The following is a 23,022-nucleotide window of genomic DNA, read 5'->3' as shown; positions in this document are numbered from 1 at the left end:
AGTCGAACTTGCCGGGCGTGCCGCTGGCGTTCGCACTGCTGCCGATGAGCAGCAGCAGCGCGAGCGCCGCGATGAGACCTGGCGCGAGTGGCTTCAGGCGGCCGGGCTCTGGCCGGCCAGGAACAGCCAGGTTTCGACCACGGTGTCCGGGTTCAGCGACATCGATTCGATGCCCTGATCGAGCAGCCACTTGGCCAGATCCGGATGGTCCGACGGGCCCTGGCCGCAGATGCCGACGTACTTGTTGGCCTTCTTGCAGGCCTTGATCGCCATGCTCAGCATCGCCTTGACCGCGTCGTTGCGCTCGTCGAACAGGTGCGCGATCAGGCCGGAGTCGCGATCCAGGCCCAGCGTCAGCTGCGTCATGTCGTTGGAGCCGATCGAGAAACCGTCGAAGTGCTCCAGGAACTGGTCGGCCAGCACCGCGTTGCTCGGCAGCTCGCACATCATGATGACCTGCAGGCCGTTTTCGCCGCGCTTGAGGCCATTCTCGGCGAGGATCTCGTTGACGCGCTTGGCTTCACCGACGGTGCGCACGAACGGGATCATGATCTTGACGTTGGTCAGACCCATTTCCTCGCGCACGAACTTCATCGCCTCGCATTCCATGTCGAAGCAGGGACGGAAGCTTTCGGCGATGTAGCGCGAGGCGCCGCGGAAGCCGATCATCGGGTTTTCTTCGTGCGGCTCGTAACGCTTGCCGCCGACCAGGTTGGCGTACTCGTTGGACTTGAAGTCCGACATGCGCACGATCACCGGCTCCGGCGCGAAGGCCGCGGCGATGGTGGCGATGCCTTCGGCCAGGCGCTTGACGAAGTAGTCGCGCGGGCTGGCGTAGGCGGCGATCATCGAGTCGATCGTGCGGCGAATCTCGGGCGGCTGGTTGTCGATGTCCAGCAGGGCCTGCGGATGAATGCCGATCTGGCGGTTGACGATGAACTCGGTGCGCGCCAGGCCGACGCCGCGATGCGGCAGCGCGGCGAAGTCGAACGCCTGCTCCGGCGTGCCGACGTTCATCATGATCTTGACCGGAATCTCCGGCATCTTGTCGAGCGCGATTTCGTCGACGACGAAGTCGATGTTGCCGTCATAGATCTGGCCGGTGTCGCCTTCGGCGCAGCTGACCGTGACCAGCTGGCCGTCTTTCAGCACCGCGGTAGCGTCGCCGCAGCCGACCACGGCCGGGATACCCAGCTCGCGGGCGATGATCGCCGCGTGGCAGGTGCGGCCGCCGCGGTTGGTGACGATGGCGCTGGCGCGCTTCATCACCGGCTCCCAATCGGGATCCGTCATGTCGGTGACGAGCACGTCGCCGATCTGCACGCGCGCCATTTCGTCGAGCGACTTCAGCAGGCGTACCTTGCCGGCGCCGATCTTCTGGCCGATCGCGCGGCCCGAGGCCAGCACCGTGCTCTTGCCCTTGAGCTTGTAGCGACGCAGCGTGTTGGCGCTGCTGCGCGACTGCACCGTCTCCGGGCGTGCCTGCAGGATGTACAGGCCGCCGTCGACGCCGTCCTTGCCCCATTCGATGTCCATCGGGCGGCCGTAATGGTCCTCGATGATCAGCGCCTGTCGCGACAGGTTCTCGACGTCGTCGTCGTTGATGCAGAACTTCTGGCGCTCTTCGGTCGACACCGGCACGAACTCGACGGTGCGGCCGAGCATGCGGTCCTTGGTGTAGATCATCTTCTTGGCTTTTTCGCCAAGGCCACGCTTCAGGATTGACGGCTTGCCGCTGCGCAGCGAGGGCTTGTAGGCGTAGAACTCGTCGGGGTTGACCGCGCCCTGGACCACGGCTTCGCCGAGGCCATAGCTGGCGGTGATGAACACCGCGTCGCGGAAACCGGACTCGGTGTCCATCGTGAACATGACGCCGGAGGCGCCGCGGTCGGAGCGCACCATGCGCTGGATGCCGGCGGACAGCGCGACCTGGCTGTGCGCGAAGTTCTGATGCACGCGGTAGCTGATCGCGCGGTCGTTGAACAGCGAGGCGAACACTTCCTTGATCGCGTGCAGCACGCTTTCGATGCCCTGCACGTTGAGGAAGGTTTCCTGCTGGCCGGCGAAGGAGGCGTCCGGCAGGTCTTCGGCGGTGGCGGAGGAGCGCACCGCGACCGAGATCTCGGCGGTGCTTTCGGCCAGCAGCACGTCGTAGGCGGCGCGGATTTCCTTTTCCAGCTCGGCCGGGAACGGCGCCTTGACCACGGCTTCGCGGATCGCCTTGCCCACCTTGGCCAGCTCCTGCACGTCGTCGACGTCGAGCGCGTCGAGCTGGGCGTTGATCTTGTCGGCCAGGCCTTCGAACGCGAGGAACTCGCGGTAGGCGGAGGCGGTGGTCGCAAAGCCGTTCGGCACCTTGACGCCCGACGCGGCGAGGTTGCCGATCATTTCACCGAGCGAGGCGTTCTTGCCGCCGACGATCTCGACGTCCTTCATGCCCAGCTGCGAATACCACAGCACGTTCTGGCTCATGGCGCCGAGGTTGTGATCGCTTCCCATGTCGTCTAAATGCTCCGCTTGCTTGTTTCTTGGTGGTGACCCAGAGGTGTTTCTGTTATCTACTGCAACCCACAACCACTTGTTCGCGACCCGGGCACCAGCCGCAGATCATGACCAATCAGCGTTACGTATTCTTTTTGTCCGATGGCACGGGCATCACCGCCGAGACCCTTGGCGGGACGATCCTGACCCAATTCGAGCAGATCGATTTCAAGAAAACGACCTTGCCGTTCATCAACAGCCCGGACAAGGCGCGCAACACGGTGGACTATATCAACCACCTTGCGTCTCAGGGTAGCCGGCCTATCGTTTTCTCCACGACGGTCAGTGACGAAATCCGCGGCATCCTGCGCCAGTGCCAGGCGCTGTTCCTGGATCTGTTCGATACCTACCTGCCGTCGATCGAGGCTGAACTCGGACTGAAGTCGATCCACCTCGCCGGACGTGCCCACGGTCTGGCCGACGCGCGCCGCTACAACGCGCGCATCGACGCAATGAATTTCGCGATGGAGCACGACGACGGCCAGAGCACCCGCGACATGGCCAAGGCCGACGTGATCCTGATCGCGCCGAGCCGCTGCGGCAAAACGCCGACGACGCTGTACCTGGCGCTGCAGCACGGCATCTTCGCCACCAACTTCCCGTTGACCGAAGAAGACCTGGAGTCGCAGAAGATGCCCGGCTCGCTGAATGGTCTGACCAGCAAATGCTTCGGCCTGACCTCGGAGCCCGAGCGCCTCCACCAGGTACGCACCGAGCGCCGCCCCGGGTCCAAGTACGCGTCGCTGCCGCAATGCGCCTACGAGCTGCGCCAGGCCGAGAGCCTGTACCGCAAGCTCAATATCCCGTTCATCAACTCGGCGAACATGTCGATCGAGGAGATCTCGGCGATGATCATGCAGGAGAAGACCCTGCGGCGGACCCAGGGCTGAGCCGCCGCCGCGCTTGATGCACTACGCCGTTGGCGCCACTCGGGACGAACGGGTCCGGGCGCCTCAACCAAACCGTGCTCGTCCCGAGTAGCCGCGCTGCGGGGTATCGAGGGACTCGACCGCTGCCGCAACTCAGGCCCCGGCTTCGCCCGGCGCCTTTGCGTCGATCGACAGCGCATGGATGTCGCTCTGCATCAGAGCGCCGAGCGCGTCGTAGACCGCGCGATGCCGGTGGATCAGCAGCATGCCCTTGAATGCCCCGGCGACCAGGCGCACGCGGAAATGGCCGCGGCCGGTCGCGGCGCCGGCGTGGCCGGCATGCAGATGGCTTTCGTCGATGACTTCCAGCTGCTCCGGCCCGAAACGCAGCTGCAGAGCGATGCGGATCATCTCGACCCGCTCGGCGCCCAGACTCATTCCGGAAACACTTTCAGGAAGGGCTTGACCGTGACCTCGGCGTAGACGCCGGCGGCGACATACGGGTCCGCATCGGCCCAGGCCTGAGCGGCTTCCAGGCTGTCGAATTCCAGCAACAGCAAGCTGCCGGTAACGCCGCCGCTGGTGTCGGGCGCGTCCACCGCCGGGAACGGGCCGGCGGCGACGACGCGGCCGAGCTTCTGCAGTTCCTTCAGTCGCTCCAGGTGCGCGGGGCGGGCAGCCTTGCGTGCCGGCAGGCTGTTTTCGACATCGCGGCCGATGATTGCGTACAGCATCGGTCCGGCTTATTCCTTGGCCGATTCGGGCTGGAGGTAACGCATCAGGAACGGCGCGTGGCCGATCATGAAAACGAACATCAGCGCGGTGAAGCCAAAGGCCTTGAACTTGACCCAGGTGGCCTCGTCGTAATTGTGGGCGACGTAGTAGTTCAGCACCGCGCAGAACGCGAAGAAGATCGCCCAGGCGAGATTGACCTTGCGCCACACTGCGTCGGGCAGCTGCACCGCCTGCTGCGGAATGCGCGCCAGCAGCACGCGCTCGCCGATCAGATGGCTGCCCAGCAGCGCCAGCGAGAACGCGGCGTAGACCACGGTCGGTTTGAGCTTGATGAAGGCCGGGTCGTGCACGTACAGCGTCAGCCCACCGAGCGCGCCGGCAATGATCGCCGTGGCCAGGTGCGCCTTGTGCCAGTGGCCGTAGCCGAAGCGGTAGATCAGCACGACCAGGAACAGCGAGGCCACCAGCACGATGGTCGCGGTGTAGATATCGGAAAGCAGGTAGGCCGCGAAGAAGGCGATCGCGGGCAGCATGTCGACGAGCATTTTCATGTGCTTAGTATATCGAGGCGCCGGTTAAGACGCGGTTGCAGCCGTCGTTTTGGCGAAGGCACGTTACAATGGAGGATGGCGCACTGGTTCGACATCCATCCGGTTAACCCGCAGGCGAGGCTGCTCGCCCAGGCGGCGGTCCACTTGCGGCAGGGCGCGGTGATCGCGTACCCGACCGACAGCTGTTACGCACTCGGCTGCCATTTGGATGACAAGGCCGCCGCCGAGCGCCTGCGCAAGATCCGCAAGTTCGACAAGGACAAGCAGTTCACGCTGGTGTGCCGCGACCTGTCCGAGATCGCGACCTATGCGCGCGTCGACAACTGGCAGTTCCGCCTGCTGCGTCAGCTGACGCCGGGGCCGTACACCTTCGTGCTCGAGGCGACCAAGGAGCTGCCGCGGCGGGTCATGCACGAGAAGCGCAAGACCATCGGCATCCGCGTGCCGCAGAACGCGGTCACCCAGGCGCTGCTGGCGACGCTAGGCGAGCCGCTGATCAGCTGCACGCTGCAGTTCCCCGACGAGGCGCTGCCGGTCAGCGACCCCTATGAGTTCGAGGACAGGCTGGAGCGCGAGGTCGACGTGGTGCTCAACGGCGGCAATTGCGGCCTGGAGCCGACCACGGTGATCGACCTGACCGATGGCCGCGTGCAGGTGATCCGCCAGGGCAAGGGCCCGGTGCACGGCATTCTCAGCGAGTAGGGCCGGCAGTATGGGCGGCTATCACGACTCTGCGTTCGTCCCGAGTAGCCCGCGTTGTCGCGGGCGTATCGAGAGAGCCCGGAACCTGCGATCCAGTCCCTCGATATGCCTCGCCTTGCGAGGCTACTCGGGACGAACGGACCGCGAGTAGCCCATGGAATTCGATCTGACTCTGGCCCAGAAGCTGGCGATCTGGGCGCTGCCGGTGCTGTTCGCGATCACCTTTCGCGAGATCGCCCACGGCTACGCGGCGCGTGCGCTGGGCGATCGCACCGCCACCGCGCTGGGACGGCTGTCGCCGAACCCGCTGAAGCATATCGACCCGGTCGGCACCGTCGTCGTGCCCGGGCTGCTGATCGTGCTCGGCGGCTTTCTGATGGGCTGGCCGCGGCCGATTCCGATCGACTACAGCCGCCTGAAACGGCCCAAGCGCGACCTGGCGCTGGTCGCCGCCGCCGGTCTGGGCGCGAACGCGGCCATGGCGATCGCCTGGGCGATCCTGCTCAAGGTCGGGATCAGCGCCGGCGACGGCCCCGGCGTGTGGCTGGGCCTGAGCTACATGGGCGTTGCCGGCATCACCATCAACCTGGCGCTGCTGGTGCTGAACCTGTTGCCGATCCCGCCGCTCGACGGCGGCCGCATCCTGATCGGCCTGCTGCCGCTGCGACAGGCCCGCGCGCTGGCGCGCATCGAGCCCTACAGCTTGTTTATCCTGATCGCGCTGATGATGACGCCGGTGCTGCAGAAGCTGCTGTACTGGCCCATGCTGATCCTGCAGAGCCTGCTGTTCATGGCGCTGGACATCGACACCTCTTCCTTGCTCTGACCGACCTTCTTCGCATGACCGACACCGCGCGCCCCATCGTTCTCTCCGGCATCCAGCCCTCCGGCCGGCTGACGCTAGGCAATTACCTGGGCGCGATCAAGAACTGGCTGCCGCTGAGCGAGCGCTACGACTGCTACTACATGCTGGTCGACTTGCACGCGATCACCGTGCGCCAGGACCCCGCTCAGCTGCGCGAGCGCTCCTACGAATTCCTCGCCTTGTACATCGCCTGTGGCCTGGACCCGCAGCGCAACGTGCTGTTCGCGCAGAGCCACGTGCCGGCGCACGCGCGCCTGGGCTGGATCCTCAACTGCTACACGCAGATGGGCGAGCTCAATCGCATGACCCAGTTCAAGGACAAGAGCGCCAAGCATGTCGACAACATCAACGCCGGCCTCTACAGCTATCCGGTGCTGATGGCCGCCGACATCCTGCTGTACCAGGCTTCGCAGGTGCCGGTCGGCGACGACCAGAAGCAGCATCTGGAGCTGACGCGCGACGTCGCGCAGCGCTTCAACAATCTCTACGGCAAGGTCTTCACGGTGCCCGAGCCGATGATCCCGCCGGTCGGCGCGCGCATCATGAGCCTCAAGGAGCCGACCAAGAAGATGAGCAAGTCGGACGAGGCCGAGACCAATGCGATCTACCTGCTCGACCCGCCCGATACCATCGTGCGCAAGCTCAAGAAAGCGGAGATGGACTCGGGCAACGAAATCCGTTTCGACATCGCCGGGAAGCCCGGCGTCAGCAACCTGATGTCGATCCTGTCGGCGACCAGCGGCGAGTCCTTCGACGCGATCGCCGAGCGCTACAACGGCCAGGGCTACGGCAAGTTCAAGCAGGCAGTGGCCGACGCGGTCGTCGAGTGCCTGGCGCCGGTGCAGGCGAAATATCGTGAGTTGCGGGCGGACGAGGAAGGCCTGCGCAAGGTACTGCGCAGCGGCGCCGATCGCGCTTCGGCCAAAGCCGATGCGACCCTGAAAAAAGTGCACGACGTGCTGGGCTTCATTCCGGAATGAGCGAGGACGTCGTCATCGACGAGAGCCTTGCTGCCGCTGAGCCGGAGGCCGACAAGCGCCCGAAAGTCCACGGCCACGCGCTGGAGAAGCTGCCCGAGGATCTGTACATCCCGCCGGATGCGCTGCAGGTTTTTCTCGAAGCCTTCGAAGGCCCGCTGGACTTGCTGTTGTACCTGATCCGCCGTCAGAACCTCAACATTCTCGACATTCCGGTGCTGAAGATCACGCAGCAGTATCTGCAGTACATCGCGCTGATGCAGGAACTGCGGCTGGAGCTGGCCGCCGAATATCTGCTGATGGCCGCGCTGCTGGCCGAGATCAAGTCGCGCATGCTGCTGCCGCGTCCGGTCGAACTCGAGGAAGAGCAGGGCGATCCGCGCATGGAGCTGGTGCGTCGCCTGCAGGAGTACGAACGCTTCAAGACCGCCGCCGAGCAGCTCGACAAGCTGCCGCGCATGGGCCGCGAGCTGCATGGCGCCTCGGCCAAACCCGAGGTGATCCCGATCGTCGTGCCGATGATCATGCCGAACCTGCGCGAGCTGATGCTGGCGTTTCGCGATGTGATGATGCGCGCCGCGCTGTTCACGCGGCACCAGGTATCGCGCGAGCCGCTGTCGGTGCGCGAGCGCATGACGCGGCTGCTGACGCTGGTGCAGACCGGGCCGAAGCGCTTCATCGAGCTGATCGATCCGGAAGAAGGCCGCGCCGGCGTCGTCGTCTGCCTGCTGGCGATCCTGGAGCTGGTCAAACTGTCCGCGATCGACCTGGTGCAGGAAGGTCCATTCACCGAAATCATGATCGACACCGGCCGCCCGGTGTCGAACGCCGCCATCGAGGAAGCTGTCGATGACTGAGCCGCAAGAGCACGAAGCAACCGAAGTCGCAGTCGAACCGGCCGCGCCTGTCGCCGAACTGGTTGCGCCGGTCGCAGCCGATTCGCCGCTGGAGAAAATTCTCGAAGCGCTGCTGCTGGCCTCCGACCAGCCGCTGTCGCTGGACCAGCTCGGCCGCCTGCTCGGCGAGGAGCTCGGCGTCGGCCGCAAGGAAATCCGCGAAGCCCTGGAGCGTCTCGATATGCGCCTGCAGGCCGGCGCGTCCGAGCTGACCGAAGTCGCCAGCGGCTTCCGCATCCAGGTTCGCGCCGACTACGCCGAATGGGTCGCGCGGCTGTGGCAGGAAAAGCCGCAGAAATTTTCGCGCGCCTTGCTCGAAACGCTGGCCCTGGTCTGCTACCGCCAGCCGATCACGCGCGGCGAAATCGAGGAGATCCGCGGCGTCCAGGTGTCCAGCAATATCCTGCGCACACTGCTCGAACGCGGCTGGGTGCGCGAACTCGGCGTCAAGGAAGTACCCGGGCGCCCGGCGCTGTTCGGCACCACGCCGCAGTTTCTCGACGACTTCAACCTGAAGTCGCTGGACCAGCTGCCGAGCCTGCCGGAGATCAAGGATCTGGCGCAGCTCGACGCCGCGCTGGCGCAGCTGACCGGCGAGCTGCCGCATGCAGGTGACGAGGATCAGGCGGTCGAGTCCACCGAAGAGACGGAACTCGAACAGCCGGTGACCGCGGACGCAGCACCGGTAGAAGAAGCGGAATTGCCGGGCATCGAGCCCGATGCCGACGAAAAACCATCCGGCGCCGCGGACGAAACCGCCTCGTCAACTTGAAGATGCGCAGCTTGCTTGTCTCCTTCCCCCGCCCACGGGGGAAGGCCGGGATGGGGGCGAGTCGACCCAGCGTCGCTCAGTCGTCGCGCCCCCTCCCTAACCCTCCCCCGCAGGCGGGGGAGGGAATCATGTTATAGGCGTACTCAAATGTCGGAAAGAATCCAGAAGCTGCTCGCTACCGCCGGCATCGCCTCGCGTCGCGCGATCGAAACGATGATCGCCGAAGGCCGCGTCACCGTGAACGGCCGGCCCGCCGAAGTCGGCCAGCGCATCGATCACAACGATCACGTCCGCATCGACACGCGGCTGATTTCGCTGAACCGCAAGCCCGAGCCGGTGCGCGTGCTGCTGTATCGCAAGAAGACCGGTGAACTGGTCACGCGAGACGACCCCGAAGGCCGCCGCACCGTGTTCCGCAAACTGCCGGAGCTGAGCACCGGCCGCTGGATCGCGATCGGCCGTCTCGACATCAACACCTCCGGCCTGCTGCTGATGACCAACGACGGCGAACTGGCGCGCCGGCTGATGCATCCGAGTTTCGAGATGCAGCGAGAATACGCAGTGCGCGTGCTCGGCACGATCGACGCGGCGGCGCAGGCGCGGCTGCGCGCCGGCGTCGAACTCGAAGACGGCTTCGCCAAGTTCGAGACGATCAAGCCCGGCGACAACAACGTGGTCGTCGACGACGAGGCGGATGACGCTGCTTCGGCCGCGAACAGCTGGTGGACGGTGACGGTGAAGCAGGGCCGCAACCGCGTCGTGCGTCGATTGTTCGAATCGCAGAACACCCAGGTCAGCCGGCTGATGCGCGTGTCCTACGGGCCGATCAGCCTCGGCCGCGGCATCAAGGCCGGTACCGCGCGCGAAGCCACGCCGGAAGAGCTGCAGGCGCTGCTGGAAGCGGTCGATCTGGCGGAAAAGAAAGCCGCGCGCGGTGGTACCGCGAAAAAGAAAGCGCCGACCGCGCGGCGCCGGCCGGCCGCGCAGGCCAGCGAGCGCCCGGTGCCGACGCACAAGCCGCGTCGTTCCCCGCGCGCCGCCGCCGAGGCCGAGCGCAAGCGCGAGTTCTTCGATCGCGGCGATGGCGCGCCAGCCGGTGCCGGCAAGGGCGGACCGAAACGCGAGTTCAAGCCAGGCGCAGCCAAGCCCGGAGCCAAGCGTGAATTCCGCAAGGACGACGGCAGCGCGGCGCCGAAGCGCGAGCCGCGCCGCGACGACAGCAGGCCCAAGCCGGCCGCCGGCAAGGGCATCACGCGCGGCGATTCCAAGAAGAAATCGTCTGCCGCCTCGAGCGAGCGCGCCAAACCCGCACCGCGCCGCGGCGAGTCCAAGCCCTACGTCAAGCCGGACAAGAGCAAGCCGCGCCGCAAGTAGCGGCGGGCTTCTGCTGTGTCTCTCGATACGCGGGCGAGCCCGCTACTCGGGAGGAACGGGGTTTAGCTGTTGCTTTACGGGCTTGACCAAATCCCGTTCGTCCCGAGTAGCCGCTTGCGGCGTATCGAGGGACCCGATTGCGATCCGGTCCCTCGATACGCCGGGATAAAGCCCCGGCTACTCGGGACGAACGGAGATCGTCTCGGTAGCCCGGGTGAAATCCGGGATCGTCATGCATCCTCACCCCGGGTTTCACCCGGCTAAGCCGGCCCGAAGCGCATCGGCTGATCGAGCAGCAGGAACTCGTCGTTGGGCCGCAGCCGACTCGGCACCGGCATGAACCGCCCGATGCGCAGCACCACGGCGCGCGCCTCCTCGTCGAGCCGCGCATAGCCGGTGGCGCGCAGTAACTGGGCGTCGACGACTCTCCCGTCGCGCGCGATTTTCAGGCGCACCATCGCGATGCCGGTTTCGCCCATCTGCTTGGACATCAGCGGCCATTTCTGGCTGGAGCTGATCATGCGGCTGACCACGCCGGCGTACTGGCGGGCGAGGCGGTCGGTTTCAGCAGGGCTCAGCGTCGGCCGCGGGCTGGCTATGCCCTGCATCGCGGTCGGCGCCGAAGTGACTGCGGCAGTCGAGTTCGGCGAGGTGATTGCCTGGGGCGGAGGCGCCGCCGCGGTGACAACCGGTTCGGCGGGTGCCGGCGTCGGTTCGGCCACCGCAACCGGCGGTGCCGGAGTCGGCTTGGCCGCCGCGATCACCGGCTTTTCGACCGGCCTGGGTTTGGGCTTCGGCTTGGGTTTGACCACCGGCTTCTCGACCGGTTTTTCAAGCGCCGGCGGCGCCGGCGCGGCGACGTTGATCTGCGCTGACACCAGTTCGGCCGGAATCGAGAACACGGTCAGCATCGCCGGCGGTTCCGGCAGCTTCAGCGGCGCCGGTGTGATCTGCAGCATCGCGACTGCCAGCACCAGTGCGTGCAGCAGCACCGCGATCGCGATGCCGACGCGGCTCGCCAGCTTGGGGTTCGTCGCCGGCACCCGTTGCGGGTGGCTCAGCGGAAGACTCATCGATGCGGTCGGGCTGTACATGGCTAGATCGGGGGCTGAATCCGGTGCTTGCATCGGGCTCGCGCGACCGGAATCTCGCGAGTTTGCGTTGCTGGCCGGAGGACGCCGCCGTTAGCGCCTCGTCATTGCCTACACCGATATTTTCAGCACGATCCGCGCCAGTGCGGCCCGGTCGGGCGCCTGTCGCCGTCGCTGTCCAGCCTCTATAGCGCCTTCGCGGTAACGCCGCGGCTGGCCGGGCCGAGCAGCCACAACAGTTGCGGGATCACCCGCTCGGGCGGATTGACCAGGGTCGAGGCATCGCTGGCGAAGCCCTTGCCGCGGATTTCGGTGCCCATCGGCCCCGGATGCCAGGTGTTGAAGCGCAGATGGCTGCCTTCGCGCGACTCGGCCTCCAGCTCCATTGCCCAGCTGCGGAACAGGGTTTCGCCGGCCGCCTTGGTCACGCCGTAGGCGGCCTGGAACGGCTTGGGCACGCGGCCGCCGTCGTCGGTGACGAACACCACCGAGGCGTCTTTCGACTCGCGCAGCATCGGCAGGCACAGCCGGGTCAGCGTAAAAGGTGCGGTCAGATTGACCTGCAGGCTGTCCATCCAGTCGCGCGGTTCCAGGTCTTCGAGCCGGGTGAAGCTCTTGAAGTGTGCGGCGGCGTGGACGATGCCGTCGAGCTTGCCGAATTCCTTCTCGATGGTCTGCGCCAGTTCGTCGTAGGCGGCCCAGGTCGCGGTCATCAGGTTCATCGGCACGATCGCCGGCTGCGCGCCGCCGCCGGCCTCGATGGCGTCGTAGAGCTTTTCCAGCTTGGGCACGCTGCGGCCGAGCAGGATCACCTGCGCGCCGAGTCTGGCCAGCGCATGCGAGGCGGCCGAGCCGAGGCCGCCGCTGGCGCCGGTGACGAGGATCACGCGGCCCTTGAAGTCCTCGGCCTGCGGCTGGTAGTCGGCGGGCGGTTTTTGTATGGCGTTTTCGGTCACGTTTTTATCGAAAATTTCCGAGATTGCTAAGTTCAGGCCAGCAGTTGCGCCAGATCGGCCGGCGTCGCGACCAGATGGTCCGCGTCCCAGCTCGCCGGTTGCTCGGCGCCGAGATAGCCCCAGGCGGCGGCGATGCTGCGGATGCCGGCGGCCTTGGCGGCGTCAATATCGCGTCGGTCGTCGCCGACGTAGACGCAGCGCGCCGCACCGATGCCGACCCGCTTCAGTGCCAGCAGCAGCGAGTCCGGCGCCGGCTTGGGCCTGGGCACCTGGTCGCCGCTGATGCAGCAGGCCGCGCGTGTGGCGAGCTTGAGTTCGGCCATCAGAGGATCGGTCAGGAAGGCAGGCTTGTTGGTGACCACGCCCCAGGGTTTCTTCGCCAGTTCCAGTGCGACCAGGAACTGGTTCATGCCGGGAAACAGCTTGGATCGTCTGCTCAAATTGGCGCGGTAATGCGCCAGCAGCGCGTCGCGACGCACCGGATATTCGGGATGATCCGGCGCCATATCCAGCGCCACTTTCAGCAGGCCGCGAGCACCGGCCGACGCCACCGGCCGATAGTCCGCATCCGGCAGCGGCGGCATGCCCAGCTCGATGCGCACCGAGTTCGCCGCGTCGCCGAGATCGGGCGCGGTGTCGACCAGGGTTCCGTCGAGATCGAACAGCACGCAGTCCACATCTTCGATGCGCGTCATGCGTCGCGTCGGCAGTGCATCAGGTAATTCACGTCCATGTCGTGGCCGACCGTCGCCGATTTCAGCAGCGGGTTGTAGCGCATGCCCTTGATCTCGATCGCGCTCAGGCCGGCGGCGCGGCACCAGGCTTCCAGCTCCGAGGGTTTGATGAACTTGGCGTACTCGTGCGTGCCGCGCGGCACCAGCTGCGTCAGCATTTCGGCGCCGACGATCATCAGCGCATAGGCCTTGGGATTGCGGTTGATGGTGCTGAAGACGACGTCGCCGCCCGGCTTGACCAGCGCCGCGCAGGCGGCGATCACCGATGCCGGGTCGGGCACGTGTTCGAGCATTTCCAGGCAGCAGACGACGTCGAAAGCGCCTGGCATTTCAGCCGCCAGATCTTCGGCTGAAACGCAGCGGTATTCGCACTTGATGCCCGATTCCAGGCCATGCAGTTTCGCCACTTCCAACGAAGCTTCGGCCAGATCGATACCGATGGCTTTGGCGCCGCGAGCGGCGAGGGCTTCGGTCAAAATGCCGGCGCCGCAGCCGACGTCGGCGATGTGCTTGCCGCGCAGGCCACCGACTGCGTTCTCGATGTAGCGCACGCGCGCCGGATTGATGTGATGCAGCGCGGCCATCTCGCCGCGCGGATCCCACCAGCGCGAGGCCATGGAAGAGAAGTGGCGGATTTCCGCGGCGTCGACATTGCTCATCAGTGCGTGCTCATCACTTGTTCGTAATCTTGTTGCGCCATTCGCTGGCTTTGGCGCGCAGTTCGTCTTCGACCAGCGTCTGCAGCTGTCCTTCGATCAGCAGCGGCTTGCCGGCGACCCAGACGTAATCGACCTGGCGCGAGTTCAGCGCATAGGCCAGCTGCGAAATCACGTGATACACCGGCTGCGTGTTGAGCGCGGCCAGGTCGACGGCGATGAAGTCAGCGGCTTTTCCGGGTAACAGCGAGCCGATCGACTCATCCCAGCCCAGCGCCTTGGCGCCGGCCAGCGTCGCCATCTCCAGCGCCTTGGCCGCCGGCAGCGCGCGCGCGTCGCCGGACACTACCTTGGCCAGCAGGCTGGCGCTGCGCAGTTCGCCGAACAGGTCCAGATCGTTGTTGCTGGCGGCGCCGTCGGTGCCGACGCAGACATTGGCGCCGGCGTGCATCAGCCGGTGCACCGGGCAGAAACCGCTGGCGAGTTTCATGTTCGACTCGGGACAGTGCGCGACATGCACGCCGTAATGCGCGACCTCCTCGATTTCTTCGTCGGTGAGCTGCGTCATGTGCACCGCGATCAGGTCGGGGCCGAGCAGGTCGAGTTCTTTCAGCCGTTGCAGCGGCCGCTTGCCGGTCTGCGCCACGGCCTGTTCGACTTCGAACGCGGTCTCGTGAATATGCATGTTGATCGGGATCTGCAGCTCGGTCGCGTACTGGCGGACCTGGCGCAGCGCCTCGTCGTTGACGGTGTACGGTGCGTGCGGCGCGAACGTGGTCTTCAGCAAGGGCTTGCCGCGCAGCGAGTCGTGCAGCGCCAGGCCCTTGTGGATGTACTCGCCGGGCTGCGCCCAGGCGCTCGGGAAATCGATGACGATCAAACCCACCGCGGCGCGCATGCCGGCAGCTTCGACGGCGGCCGCGGTCGCGTCGGGGAAAAAGTACATGTCGTTGAAACAGGTCTGGCCGCCGCGGATCATCTCCGCCATCGCCAGGCGCACGCCGTCGTGGCAGAACTGGTAACTCATGTTCGCGCCTTCGGCCGGCCAGATATGCCCCTGCAGCCAGTCCATCAGCGGCAGGTCGTCGGCGATGCCGCGCAGCAGGCTCATCGCCGAATGCGTGTGCATGTTGATCAGGCCCGGCATCAGCGCGTGGCCGGGCAGGTCGAGGGTCTTGCGCGGTGCGTAACGCGCGCGCGCCTCATTGACCGGCAGCAGCGCCAGGATGCGGCCCTGGTCCACCGCCAGCGCATGGTTCTCCAGCACCACGCCGGCGGGCTCGATGGGCACGATGTGGCCGGCGCTCACCAGCAGGTCGATATTGATCGGCGGAAACGGCATAACGGTCATTTTAAGCGCGGTAGAATGTGGCCGATTCGCCTCGCATCGAGGCGCCAGGCCGCCAGTTTACCCGCGCGCGCGGCCCAACCAGGGAATGACATGAGTGGCAGCGTACAGCCCATCGTCTGGGCCGGTGACCATCTACGCCTGATCGACCAGCGCGTGCTGCCGCATGAGGAACGCTGGGTCGATTGCCGCAATGCGTTCCAGGTCGCCGAAGCGATCCACGGCATGGCGGTGCGCGGCGCGCCGGCGATCGGTATCGCCGCCGCCTACGGCCTGGTGCTCGACGCGCTGCAGCACCGCGACTACGAGGCGGCCGAACTGGTGCTGGCCGAAAGCCGGCCGACCGCGGTGAACCTGCGCTGGGCGCTGGCGCGCATGCGCGGCGTTTGGCGCGGCGGCGCCGACGCGGCGCGGCTGCTGGCCGAGGCCGAGCTGATCCACGCCGAAGATCTTGCGCAGAATCTGACGATGGGCAAGCTCGGCGCCGCGCTGCTGCCGAAGAACGCCACCGTGATCACCCATTGCAACACCGGTGCGCTCGCCACCGGCGGTCACGGCACCGCGCTCGGCGTGATCCGCAGCGCTTTTCAGATCGGCCATCTGTCGCAGGTCTACAACACCGAAACGCGGCCCTGGCTGCAGGGCGCGCGGCTGACCGCCTGGGAGCTGATGCAGGAAAAAATCCCGGCAAAACTTATCGCCGACGGCGCCGCCGCGCATCTGATGGCGACGCACAAGATCGACTGGGTCATCGTCGGCGCCGACCGCATCGCCGGCAACGGCGACACCGCCAACAAGATCGGCACCTATTCGCTGGCGGTCGCGGCCAGGCGCCACGGCGTCAAGTTCATGGTGGTGGCGCCGACCGGCACCTTCGATCTGACGATCCGCAGCGGCCGCATGATTCCGATCGAAGAAAGAGTGCCGCGCGAACTGACCGAATTCCGCGGCGCGCCGATCGCACCGATCGACATGGACGCCTGGAACCCGGTGTTCGACGTCACGCCGGCGGAGCTGATCGACGCCATCGTCTGCGAGAAAGGCGTGATCGAGCAGCCGACCGAGAAGAAGGTACGGGAGCTGGTGGGCTGAGGCCTTGGTCCGGTCCCTCGATACGCCCGCAAAAAGCGCGGGCTACTCGGGACGAACGGAGTTTTGGCTTTTCTTCAAGATCAAAAACGAAACCCGTTCATCCCGAGTAGCCGGGCTTGCCCGGCGTATCGAGGGACACATCGGGACGAACGGAGTTTTGGCTTTTCTTCAAGATCAAAAACGAAACCCGTTCATCCCGAGTAGCCGGGCTTGCCCGGCGTATCGAGGGACACAACAAAACTTCAGCGCCGCCGATCCGGGCGTTCATACGGATTGAAATTGCGCGGCAGCGCCTCGCGCACTTCCGCCCGCCGCGCCGCCATGCGCGCGCGCTGGTTCGGCGGTAGCGACTCGATACGCAGTCCGGCGTCGAGCTGGGCCAGCGCGCCGCCGTAGTCGCCGCGGTAGTACAGGTAGTTGGCCATCTCGTAGCTGGCTTCGCCGTTGTTGCCGGCGTCGCGTGCGGCCTGCGACAGCAAGCGATACGTCTCCAGCCGCGTGCCGTAGGACTGTTCGCTGGCCAGCAGGATCTGGCGCGCGTCGTCGGGCTTGCCGGTTTCGATCAGCGCCTGCGCGTAGCGCAGGATCGCCGGTGCATAGGCCGGATACATGCGGAAGGTCTTGTCGAACAGCGCCAGCGCGTCGGCGTTCTGGCCCGCGCCGAGTTGCATCTGCGCCATCAGCAGCATCACCGTCGCCTGGCGCGGGTAGGCCTCGAGCGTCGGCTTGAGCGCGACGATGGCCTGCTTGTAGTTGCCGGTGCCGCTGAGCGCGAAGGCCAGGCCGTAGCGGTTCTCCGGCGTGTCGCGGTTTTTCAGTTCGGCGGCAAAAATTTCCACCGCTTCGCTGGCCGAATCCGCCGCCAGCACGCGCGTGCGCGCCTTCATCAACGAATAGTCCACCGAGTCGACGACCTTGCGCGGCTTGCCGGCTTCGATCGCCACCGCGCGCTCGCGCGCCTCGGCGATACGCGTGGTGTTGACCGGATGCGTCTGCAGGATTTCCGGCATGCCGGTGCCGTAAAGCCGCGACTGCTGCTCCAGGCGCTGAAAGAAATCCGCCATGCCTTCGGGATCGAAGCCGGCGTCGGCCATGATCTGGATGCCGATGCGGTCGGCCTCGAGTTCGTTGGCGCGGGTGAAGTTGACCTGTTTCTGGTACAGCGAGCCCTGGCCGACGGCCAGCGCCGCCAGCACGATGTTCGGGTCGGCCGAGCCGGCGATGATCGCCGCCAGCACCGCGGCCCAGGTGGCGAAGGTGCCGACGCCGCCCTGGTCGGCCTGCGAGCGCGCGACATGGCGCTGGATCACATGGGTGAGTTCGTGGCCCATGACGCCGGCGAGTTCGCTTTCGTTGCGGCTGGCGATCAGCAGGCCGGCGTTGAAGCCCATGTGGCCGCCGGGCAGCGCGAAGGCGTTGATGCGCGGGTCGGCGACCATGAACACGTCGACTTTCGGCGGCTTCTGCGGCGCTGCCGCGACCAGCCGGTAGCCGAGATTGGACAGGTATTCGGCGATCTCCAGATCGTCGACGACGTAGTCGTACTGGTACAGCTCGGCCATCACGCTGGCGCCGATCGCGGCCTCCTGCTGCGGCGACATCGCCGCATCGGCGGGCTCGCCCATCTGCGGCAGGTTGAGCACGCTGGGTGCGCCGCTGCCGACCGAGTTGATCGGCTCGCGCAGATCGGCCGGCGGCAGCGAGGCGTCGGCGGCCATCGCGCTGCCGACCATCAGCAGCGCGATGGCGGCCGCGAGCGCGGAACGGGCGGGGAGACGTGAAGGCGTCATGCGCAGGAGTCGAAGGAGGCTGATCGAGTTTACGCGGGATCGCGCACGACGGATGTTGTGGCGCTTAGAGCGGGCGAGGCGCGGCTTAGTTCGACGACGCCAGCGCTTTTAATGCGTCGCCGCTCAGCCGCATGATCGTCCACTCGTCCTGGGGCAGCGCGCCGAGGCTGCGGTAGAAACCGATCGCGGGCGCGTTCCAGTCCAGCACCGACCATTCGAAGCGGCCGCAGTCGCGCGCGACCGCGAGCCTGGCGATGTGCGTGAGCAAAGCGCGGCCGATGCCGTGGCCGCGCTGCTCGGGCTTCACATACAGGTCTTCCAGGTAGATGCCGGGCTTGGCCAGGAACGTCGAGTAGTTCTGGAAGAACAGCGCGAAGCCGGCGGCGACGCCGTCCTGTCGGGCGATCAGCACTTCTGCTGCGGGGCGCTCGCCGAACAGCGTCGCCTGCAGCGCGGCCTCGGTGGCGCTGACCTGGTCGGACAGGCGCTCGTAGTCGGCGAGTTCGCGGATGAAGCCGAGGATCAGCGGCACGTCGGCCGCGGTCGCGGCAGTGATGCTCAGGCTCAAGCGCGGGCTCCGCCGACATCGATCAGCTTGGTGCCGAGCACCTGGCCCATGCGCAGCGGCGTCGCGGGTCCCAGCGCCGGGTTCCAGCTCAGCGCGCCCGGAGGGGCCAGCAGGATCACCGTCGAGCCCATGTTGAAGCGGCCCATCTCCATGCCGCGCTCCAGGCTCGGCGGATGCACCGGCTTGTAGCGCGCCAGCGGCGAGCGCCGGTGCGGTGGCGAAATCATGCCGGCCCAGACCGTCTCGATCGATCCGACGAAGAACGCGCCGACCAGCACCATCGCGAACGGCCCGAGCTCGGTGTCGAAGATCGCGGTTACGCGCTCGTTGCGCGCGAACACTTTCGGCATCGCGCGCGCGGTCGCGGGGTTGACGCTGAACAGCCGGCCCGGCACGTAGACCCATTCGCGCAGGGTGCCGGCCAGCGGCATGTGGATGCGGTGGTAGTTGTTCGGCGCCAGGTAAATCGTCGCGAACTCGCCGCCGATGAAGGGCCTGGCCAGGTCTTCGCCGCCGAGCAGTTCGGCCGCGGTGTAGTGATGGCCCTTGGCCTGGAAGATGCGGTCGCCGTCGATCTGGCCGAGCTGGCTGACCGCGCCGTCGACCGGCGACAGCAGCACCTCGGCGCCGTCGCTCAGCGGCCGCGCGCCCGGCTTCAGCGCACGGGTGAAGAACTCGTTGAAGCTCCGGTACGACTCCGGCAGCTCGAACTCGGCCTCGGCCAGGCTGATGTTGAAGCGGCTCATGAACACGCGAATGAACGCGTTCTTGAAGCCCTGGCTCTCGATGCGCGTCAGCTTGTAGATGCACCAGGACAGGAAACGCGTCGGCAGGATCAGCTGCAGCAGAGAGAACAGGCGGTCGCCGAGGCTGGCGTCGGTTGCCGCCTGATGATGATTCGATGGGTTCATCGGCTCATTCTGCCGCAGCCGCGCGTACCGGGACATCCGCGGCGAGATCACCGTCGACGCAATGCAGGCTGAGCCGGCTGCTGCCCGCCAGCGCCGGCTGCTTCGGCTGCATCAGCATCAGGTGATAGCCGCCGGGCGCCAGATCGATGCTCTGGCCCGGCGCGATCGTCACCGGGTCGACGCGGCGCATGCGCATCTTGCCGTCGGCCATACTGCTCTGGTGCAGCTCGACCTTGCCGAAGTCGGTGCTGGCAAAACTCTCGATCGTGACCGGCTTGCGGCCGTTGTTGACCAGCTTGCCGAAGCCCGCCATCACCGCCGCGCCCGGCGGCGCCTGGCGTATCCAGGCCTGGCTCAGCGCCAGGCCGTCGCAGGCCAGCCCCGGCAAGGGCAGCAACAGCGCGGCGGCGATCAGGGCGCGTGCGCCGCGCATCAGCCCTGCCCCCGCACCACGCGCTGCATATCGGCGGCGAGCTGATCCACCCGGTGCGGTGGCAGGAAGTAGGCGGTGACCTGACCCTGCGGGTTGATCAGCACCAGTGCCGCGGAATGGTCCATGGTGTAACTCTCAGGCGTCTCGCCCGGCACCTTGGCATAGACCAGGCTCAACGAGCGCGCGAGCTTTTCCAGCTCGTCGTCGCTGCCGGTGACGCCGACGAACTCCGGACTGAAGTAATGCACGTAGCGCTCGAGCACCGCCGGCGTGTCGCGCTGCGGGTCCACCGACAGGAACACCACCTGCACCGGCGTGTTCGCCGCGTCGAGCCGCGTCGTCAGGCCCTTGAGCATCTGCAAGGTCGACGGGCAGACGTCGGGGCAGTAGGTGAAGCCGGCGAACACCATCGACCAGTGACCGGCGAGGCGAGCGTTGTCGAAGACGGCGCCGCTGCTGTCCTTGAGCGCGAACGCCTCGATCGTGCGCGGTGTTTTCAGCAAGGTGCCGGTTTCCAGTTCGATGTTCTTGGTACCGCTCATCAGGCTGGCGGCGACCAGGCCGCCGAGGGCGGCCAGCGCGGCGACCATGCCGATGGTGATGGCTTTTGCGGGCGACATTAAGGAACCTCTGATCGAGTCCTGCACGTCCGCGCCGGTACCAAAACGGGCGCTGTGCAAGAAAGGAGTGACGAAGTGTATTGGACATACATGAGGAGCGGCTGACGCCGCACAGCGCCCGTTTTGGTGCCGGCCCTTCGGGTTGCCCCGGAAATGCCGGGCGCGCAGGACTCAATCAGCGGTTCCTCAGGTGTGGGGCTCGGCCTGTTCAATTGCTGGCGGGGGTGGCGCGCCGCATAATTCGCGTTCTTTGGCGCCTGTAGCGCGCCATTATTTCATGGATCAGAAGCCACTCGATGACCGATACCCGCGACACCCAGGCCCTGACGACGGTACGCGACCTGGTCCGCTGGGGCGCCAGCGAGTTCGGCCGCCGCGGCCTGGTGTTCGGACACGGCACAGACAACGCGCTCGACGAGGCGTTCCATCTGGTGCTGCACAAGCTGCACCTGGGCGCCGACCTGCCGACGCTGTACCTGGAATCGGCGCTGACGCCGTCCGAGCGCGAGGCAGTGCTGGCCCTGCTGCAGCAGCGCATCGACACGCGCAAGCCGGCGGCCTACCTGATCGGCGAAATCCAGTTCTGCGGGCTGAGCTTTTATGTGGACGAGCGCGTGCTGGTGCCGCGCTCGCCGATCGCGGAAATGATCGAGCAGCGCTTTTCGCCATGGATCGGTGAAGACCCGCTGCAGATCCTGGACCTGTGCACCGGCAGCGGCTGCATCGGTATCGCCACTGCGGTCGAGTTCGAGGACGCCGAAGTGGATCTTGCCGACATCGACGGCGGCGCGCTGGAGGTCTGCCGCCGCAACATCGCGCGCCATGACCTGGCGACGCGCGTCACCGCGATCCAGTCCGACCTGTTCGACGCGCTGGTCGGCCGCCGCTACGACCTGATCGTCAGCAATCCGCCCTATGTGCCGACCGCCGAGTGGGAAGCGCTGTCCACCGAGTACAAGCGTGAGCCCAAGCTGGCGCTGGAGGCCGGCGAAGACGGCATGGACATCATCGAGCGCATCCTGTGCGAGGCGCCGGATTACCTGACCGAAGACGGCCTGCTGATCTGCGAAATCGGCGGCTCGCTGGAAGAGTTCGACGCACGCTATCCGACCATCCCGGTCGCTTGGCCGGAGTTCGTGCGCGGCGGCGACGGCGTGTTCGTGATCTCGCGCGCCGATCTGGTGGCTTATCTGGAAACCCGATGATTTTTAGCCGTCCTTGAAAAGAAATCCCCTCTCCCTCCAGGAGAGGGGCAGGGGTGAGGGCCTCGACGTTCGCACGAACCCGAACGCCCTCATCCGCCCCTTCGGGGCACCTTCTCCCCAAGGGAGAAGGGAACACGCTTCATGAGTGCAGGAAAATGTCCGGCAACACCTTCGGCAAACTGTTCACCGTCACCAGCTTCGGCGAAAGCCACGGCCCGGCGATCGGCTGCGTGATCGACGGCTGCCCGCCGGGCATGGCCTTGAACGAAACCGACATCCAGCCCGACCTGGACCGGCGCAAGCCCGGCACCAACAAGTACGTCACCCAGCGCAAGGAGGAGGACAAGGTCCGGATCCTGTCGGGCGTGTTCGAGGGCAAAACCACCGGCACGCCGATCGCGCTGCTGATCGAGAACACCGACCAGCGCTCCTACGACTACGCCAAGATCGCGCAGGTGTTCCGGCCGAATCACGCCGACTATGCCTACATACAGAAATACGGCATCCGCGACCATCGCGGCGGCGGCCGCAGCTCGGCGCGCGAGACCGCGGTGCGCGTTGCCGCCGGCGCGGTGGCGAAGAAATACCTCGCTGAGAAACTCGGCGTGAAAGTGCGCGGCTATCTGGCGCAGATGGGGCCGATCGTGGTCGATCTCGTCGACTGGGATCAGGTCGAGCAGAATTCATTCTTTTCGCCGGATGCTTCGCGCATCGCCGAAATGGAAGCGCTGATCGACCGCTTGCGCAGTGAAGGCGATTCGGTCGGCGCGCTGATCAAGGTCGTCGCCGGCGGCATTCCGCCGGGGCTCGGCGAGCCGGTGTTCGACCGGCTCGACGCGGATCTGGCGCATGCGCTGATGGGCATCAACGCGGTCAAGGGCGTGGAGATCGGCGACGGCATGAAAGTCGCCGGCATGCGCGGCACCGAGCATCGCGACGAAATGACGCCGCAAGCGTTCCTGTCGAACCATTCCGGCGGTGTCGCCGGCGGCATCAGCACCGGGCAGGACATCGTCTGCGCGCTGGCGATCAAGCCGACCTCGAGCATCACCACGCCGGGCAAGTCGATCGACAGCGACGGCAAGGCCGTCGACATGCGCACCACCGGCCGCCACGATCCCTGCGTCGGCATTCGCGCGACGCCGATCGCCGAGGCGATGGTGGCGCTGGTGCTGATCGATCACCTGCTGCGGCATCGCGCGCAGAATGCGGACGTGGTGCCGGGTACGCCGCGAATTCCGGGCTGAGCCTGGTCATTCCCGCGCAGGCGGGAATGACGCTTATCATCGTTAACCTTAATTAATTCCTCCGCCACGTCCGCGATAGGCGGCACTCG

General features: G+C 66.3%; 24 protein-coding genes. 10 read left to right on the top strand and 14 right to left on the bottom strand.

Annotated features, from left to right (window positions below; translation table 11 throughout):
- Positions 1 to 93 precede the first annotated feature (93 nt).
- Positions 94 to 2,472, bottom strand: a complete 2,379-nt coding sequence (ppsA, locus tag ACQZF9_RS10340; protein WP_428313408.1) for a phosphoenolpyruvate synthase — start codon at positions 2,470 to 2,472, stop codon at positions 94 to 96.
- A gap of 137 nt (positions 2,473 to 2,609) precedes the next feature.
- On the opposite strand from ppsA, the gene ppsR reads away from it, so the two are divergent.
- Positions 2,610 to 3,431, top strand: a complete 822-nt coding sequence (ppsR, locus tag ACQZF9_RS10335) for a posphoenolpyruvate synthetase regulatory kinase/phosphorylase PpsR (RefSeq protein ID WP_428313150.1) — start codon at positions 2,610 to 2,612, stop codon at positions 3,429 to 3,431.
- 132 nt (positions 3,432 to 3,563) lie between these two features.
- Here the strand turns inward: ppsR and ACQZF9_RS10330 are convergent, their stop codons facing one another.
- Genes ACQZF9_RS10330 through ispZ form a run of 3 tightly spaced genes read right to left on the bottom strand, consistent with a single transcriptional unit; the run spans position 3,564 to position 4,696 of the window.
- Entirely contained in the window at positions 3,564 to 3,848 is a 285-nt protein-coding gene (locus tag ACQZF9_RS10330; protein WP_428313149.1) for a BolA family protein, read from the bottom strand.
- Positions 3,845 to 4,144, bottom strand: coding sequence for a YciI family protein (locus tag ACQZF9_RS10325; protein ID WP_428313148.1), 300 nt, complete (start codon positions 4,142 to 4,144; stop codon positions 3,845 to 3,847). The genes ACQZF9_RS10330 and ACQZF9_RS10325 overlap by 4 nt, the downstream gene beginning before the upstream one ends.
- A gap of 9 nt (positions 4,145 to 4,153) precedes the next feature.
- On the bottom strand, positions 4,154 to 4,696 hold the full coding sequence (gene ispZ, locus ACQZF9_RS10320) for a septation protein IspZ (RefSeq protein ID WP_428313147.1): 543 nt from the start codon (positions 4,694 to 4,696) through the stop codon (positions 4,154 to 4,156).
- Positions 4,697 to 4,771: 75 nt separating this feature from the next.
- On the opposite strand from ispZ, the gene ACQZF9_RS10315 reads away from it, so the two are divergent.
- From ACQZF9_RS10315 to ACQZF9_RS10290, 6 genes are all read left to right on the top strand, one after another.
- Entirely contained in the window at positions 4,772 to 5,398 is a 627-nt protein-coding gene (locus tag ACQZF9_RS10315; protein WP_428313146.1) for an L-threonylcarbamoyladenylate synthase, read from the top strand.
- Between the two features lie 154 nt (positions 5,399 to 5,552).
- Positions 5,553 to 6,224, top strand: a complete 672-nt coding sequence (locus ACQZF9_RS10310; protein ID WP_428313145.1) for a site-2 protease family protein — start codon at positions 5,553 to 5,555, stop codon at positions 6,222 to 6,224.
- A 14-nt stretch (positions 6,225 to 6,238) separates the two neighbouring features.
- Entirely contained in the window at positions 6,239 to 7,243 is a 1,005-nt protein-coding gene (gene trpS / locus ACQZF9_RS10305; RefSeq protein ID WP_428313144.1) for a tryptophan--tRNA ligase, read from the top strand.
- Complete coding sequence (locus ACQZF9_RS10300; RefSeq protein WP_428313143.1) at positions 7,240 to 8,097, top strand: segregation and condensation protein A; 858 nt, start codon at positions 7,240 to 7,242, stop codon at positions 8,095 to 8,097. Before trpS ends, ACQZF9_RS10300 begins: the two co-directional genes overlap by 4 nt.
- Positions 8,090 to 8,908: an SMC-Scp complex subunit ScpB gene (gene scpB, locus ACQZF9_RS10295; protein ID WP_428313142.1), complete on the top strand. Its 819-nt coding sequence runs from the start codon at positions 8,090 to 8,092 to the stop codon at positions 8,906 to 8,908. Before ACQZF9_RS10300 ends, scpB begins: the two co-directional genes overlap by 8 nt.
- A gap of 147 nt (positions 8,909 to 9,055) precedes the next feature.
- On the top strand, positions 9,056 to 10,282 hold the full coding sequence (locus ACQZF9_RS10290) for a pseudouridine synthase (RefSeq protein ID WP_428313141.1): 1,227 nt from the start codon (positions 9,056 to 9,058) through the stop codon (positions 10,280 to 10,282).
- Between the two features lie 260 nt (positions 10,283 to 10,542).
- On the opposite strand, the gene ACQZF9_RS10285 is transcribed toward ACQZF9_RS10290, so the two are convergent.
- The 5 genes from ACQZF9_RS10285 to ACQZF9_RS10265 all read right to left on the bottom strand — a co-directional run bounded on the left by ACQZF9_RS10285 (position 10,543) and on the right by ACQZF9_RS10265 (position 15,061).
- Positions 10,543 to 11,355 carry a TonB family protein gene (locus tag ACQZF9_RS10285; protein ID WP_428313140.1) on the bottom strand — a complete coding sequence of 271 codons (813 nt, stop codon included), beginning with the start codon at positions 11,353 to 11,355 and terminating at the stop codon, positions 10,543 to 10,545.
- A 203-nt stretch (positions 11,356 to 11,558) separates the two neighbouring features.
- Positions 11,559 to 12,329: an SDR family NAD(P)-dependent oxidoreductase gene (locus tag ACQZF9_RS10280; protein ID WP_428313139.1), complete on the bottom strand. Its 771-nt coding sequence runs from the start codon at positions 12,327 to 12,329 to the stop codon at positions 11,559 to 11,561.
- A gap of 32 nt (positions 12,330 to 12,361) precedes the next feature.
- On the bottom strand, positions 12,362 to 13,024 hold the full coding sequence (locus ACQZF9_RS10275; protein WP_428313138.1) for an HAD family hydrolase: 663 nt from the start codon (positions 13,022 to 13,024) through the stop codon (positions 12,362 to 12,364).
- On the bottom strand, positions 13,021 to 13,722 hold the full coding sequence (ubiG, locus tag ACQZF9_RS10270; protein WP_428313137.1) for a bifunctional 2-polyprenyl-6-hydroxyphenol methylase/3-demethylubiquinol 3-O-methyltransferase UbiG: 702 nt from the start codon (positions 13,720 to 13,722) through the stop codon (positions 13,021 to 13,023). Before ubiG ends, ACQZF9_RS10275 begins: the two co-directional genes overlap by 4 nt.
- 13 nt (positions 13,723 to 13,735) lie before the next feature.
- Entirely contained in the window at positions 13,736 to 15,061 is a 1,326-nt protein-coding gene (locus tag ACQZF9_RS10265; RefSeq protein ID WP_428313136.1) for a TRZ/ATZ family hydrolase, read from the bottom strand.
- A 99-nt stretch (positions 15,062 to 15,160) separates the two neighbouring features.
- Between ACQZF9_RS10265 and mtnA the strand changes: the two genes are divergently transcribed.
- On the top strand, positions 15,161 to 16,159 hold the full coding sequence (gene mtnA, locus ACQZF9_RS10260) for an S-methyl-5-thioribose-1-phosphate isomerase (RefSeq protein ID WP_428313135.1): 999 nt from the start codon (positions 15,161 to 15,163) through the stop codon (positions 16,157 to 16,159).
- Between the two features lie 242 nt (positions 16,160 to 16,401).
- Here the strand turns inward: mtnA and ACQZF9_RS10255 are convergent, their stop codons facing one another.
- The 5 genes from ACQZF9_RS10255 to ACQZF9_RS10235 all read right to left on the bottom strand — a co-directional run bounded on the left by ACQZF9_RS10255 (position 16,402) and on the right by ACQZF9_RS10235 (position 20,481).
- Positions 16,402 to 17,949 carry a M48 family metalloprotease gene (locus tag ACQZF9_RS10255; protein ID WP_428313134.1) on the bottom strand — a complete coding sequence of 516 codons (1,548 nt, stop codon included), beginning with the start codon at positions 17,947 to 17,949 and terminating at the stop codon, positions 16,402 to 16,404.
- Between the two features lie 85 nt (positions 17,950 to 18,034).
- Entirely contained in the window at positions 18,035 to 18,517 is a 483-nt protein-coding gene (locus ACQZF9_RS10250) for an N-acetyltransferase family protein (protein ID WP_428313133.1), read from the bottom strand.
- The gene (asd, locus tag ACQZF9_RS10245) at positions 18,514 to 19,428 is read right to left on the bottom strand and encodes an archaetidylserine decarboxylase (protein WP_428313132.1); all 915 of its coding nucleotides are present in this window, start codon (positions 19,426 to 19,428) and stop codon (positions 18,514 to 18,516) included. The genes ACQZF9_RS10250 and asd overlap by 4 nt, the downstream gene beginning before the upstream one ends.
- Before the next feature lie 4 nt (positions 19,429 to 19,432).
- Positions 19,433 to 19,861 carry a copper chaperone PCu(A)C gene (locus tag ACQZF9_RS10240; protein WP_428313131.1) on the bottom strand — a complete coding sequence of 143 codons (429 nt, stop codon included), beginning with the start codon at positions 19,859 to 19,861 and terminating at the stop codon, positions 19,433 to 19,435.
- Complete coding sequence (locus tag ACQZF9_RS10235) at positions 19,861 to 20,481, bottom strand: SCO family protein (RefSeq protein WP_428313130.1); 621 nt, start codon at positions 20,479 to 20,481, stop codon at positions 19,861 to 19,863. The genes ACQZF9_RS10240 and ACQZF9_RS10235 overlap by 1 nt, the downstream gene beginning before the upstream one ends.
- A 296-nt stretch (positions 20,482 to 20,777) precedes the next feature.
- On the opposite strand from ACQZF9_RS10235, the gene prmB reads away from it, so the two are divergent.
- Positions 20,778 to 21,686 (top strand): 50S ribosomal protein L3 N(5)-glutamine methyltransferase, encoded by a 909-nt coding sequence (gene prmB / locus ACQZF9_RS10230; RefSeq protein WP_428313129.1) that lies wholly within the window; start codon positions 20,778 to 20,780, stop codon positions 21,684 to 21,686.
- A gap of 155 nt (positions 21,687 to 21,841) precedes the next feature.
- Positions 21,842 to 22,933, top strand: coding sequence for a chorismate synthase (gene aroC, locus ACQZF9_RS10225; RefSeq protein WP_428313128.1), 1,092 nt, complete (start codon positions 21,842 to 21,844; stop codon positions 22,931 to 22,933).
- Positions 22,934 to 23,022 lie beyond the last annotated feature (89 nt).

This window comes from Hydrocarboniphaga sp. (assembly GCF_965279055.1).
Taxonomy (GTDB): Bacteria; Pseudomonadota; Gammaproteobacteria; order Nevskiales; family Nevskiaceae; genus Hydrocarboniphaga.
Note: the sequence above shows the minus strand (reverse complement) of the source record. Positions and strands in the feature narration are given on the sequence as shown.

Coding starts and splice junctions, on each gene's coding strand:
- ACQZF9_RS10275 (WP_428313138.1), bottom strand. CDS start 13,024: ATGACGCGCATCGAAGATGTGGACTGCGTGCTGTTCGATCTCGACGGA.
- ACQZF9_RS10325 (WP_428313148.1), bottom strand. CDS start 4,144: ATGCTGTACGCAATCATCGGCCGCGATGTCGAAAACAGCCTGCCGGCA.
- ACQZF9_RS10315 (WP_428313146.1), top strand. CDS start 4,772: ATGGCGCACTGGTTCGACATCCATCCGGTTAACCCGCAGGCGAGGCTG.
- trpS (WP_428313144.1), top strand. CDS start 6,239: ATGACCGACACCGCGCGCCCCATCGTTCTCTCCGGCATCCAGCCCTCC.
- ACQZF9_RS10265 (WP_428313136.1), bottom strand. CDS start 15,061: ATGCCGTTTCCGCCGATCAATATCGACCTGCTGGTGAGCGCCGGCCAC.
- prmB (WP_428313129.1), top strand. CDS start 20,778: ATGACCGATACCCGCGACACCCAGGCCCTGACGACGGTACGCGACCTG.
- ispZ (WP_428313147.1), bottom strand. CDS start 4,696: ATGAAAATGCTCGTCGACATGCTGCCCGCGATCGCCTTCTTCGCGGCC.
- ACQZF9_RS10310 (WP_428313145.1), top strand. CDS start 5,553: ATGGAATTCGATCTGACTCTGGCCCAGAAGCTGGCGATCTGGGCGCTG.
- ACQZF9_RS10285 (WP_428313140.1), bottom strand. CDS start 11,355: ATGAGTCTTCCGCTGAGCCACCCGCAACGGGTGCCGGCGACGAACCCC.
- scpB (WP_428313142.1), top strand. CDS start 8,090: ATGACTGAGCCGCAAGAGCACGAAGCAACCGAAGTCGCAGTCGAACCG.
- ACQZF9_RS10290 (WP_428313141.1), top strand. CDS start 9,056: ATGTCGGAAAGAATCCAGAAGCTGCTCGCTACCGCCGGCATCGCCTCG.
- ppsA (WP_428313408.1), bottom strand. CDS start 2,472: ATGAGCCAGAACGTGCTGTGGTATTCGCAGCTGGGCATGAAGGACGTC.
- ACQZF9_RS10255 (WP_428313134.1), bottom strand. CDS start 17,949: ATGACGCCTTCACGTCTCCCCGCCCGTTCCGCGCTCGCGGCCGCCATC.
- mtnA (WP_428313135.1), top strand. CDS start 15,161: ATGAGTGGCAGCGTACAGCCCATCGTCTGGGCCGGTGACCATCTACGC.
- ubiG (WP_428313137.1), bottom strand. CDS start 13,722: ATGAGCAATGTCGACGCCGCGGAAATCCGCCACTTCTCTTCCATGGCC.
- ACQZF9_RS10240 (WP_428313131.1), bottom strand. CDS start 19,861: ATGCGCGGCGCACGCGCCCTGATCGCCGCCGCGCTGTTGCTGCCCTTG.
- ACQZF9_RS10235 (WP_428313130.1), bottom strand. CDS start 20,481: ATGTCGCCCGCAAAAGCCATCACCATCGGCATGGTCGCCGCGCTGGCC.
- ppsR (WP_428313150.1), top strand. CDS start 2,610: ATGACCAATCAGCGTTACGTATTCTTTTTGTCCGATGGCACGGGCATC.
- aroC (WP_428313128.1), top strand. CDS start 21,842: ATGTCCGGCAACACCTTCGGCAAACTGTTCACCGTCACCAGCTTCGGC.
- asd (WP_428313132.1), bottom strand. CDS start 19,428: ATGAACCCATCGAATCATCATCAGGCGGCAACCGACGCCAGCCTCGGC.
- ACQZF9_RS10330 (WP_428313149.1), bottom strand. CDS start 3,848: ATGAGTCTGGGCGCCGAGCGGGTCGAGATGATCCGCATCGCTCTGCAG.
- ACQZF9_RS10300 (WP_428313143.1), top strand. CDS start 7,240: ATGAGCGAGGACGTCGTCATCGACGAGAGCCTTGCTGCCGCTGAGCCG.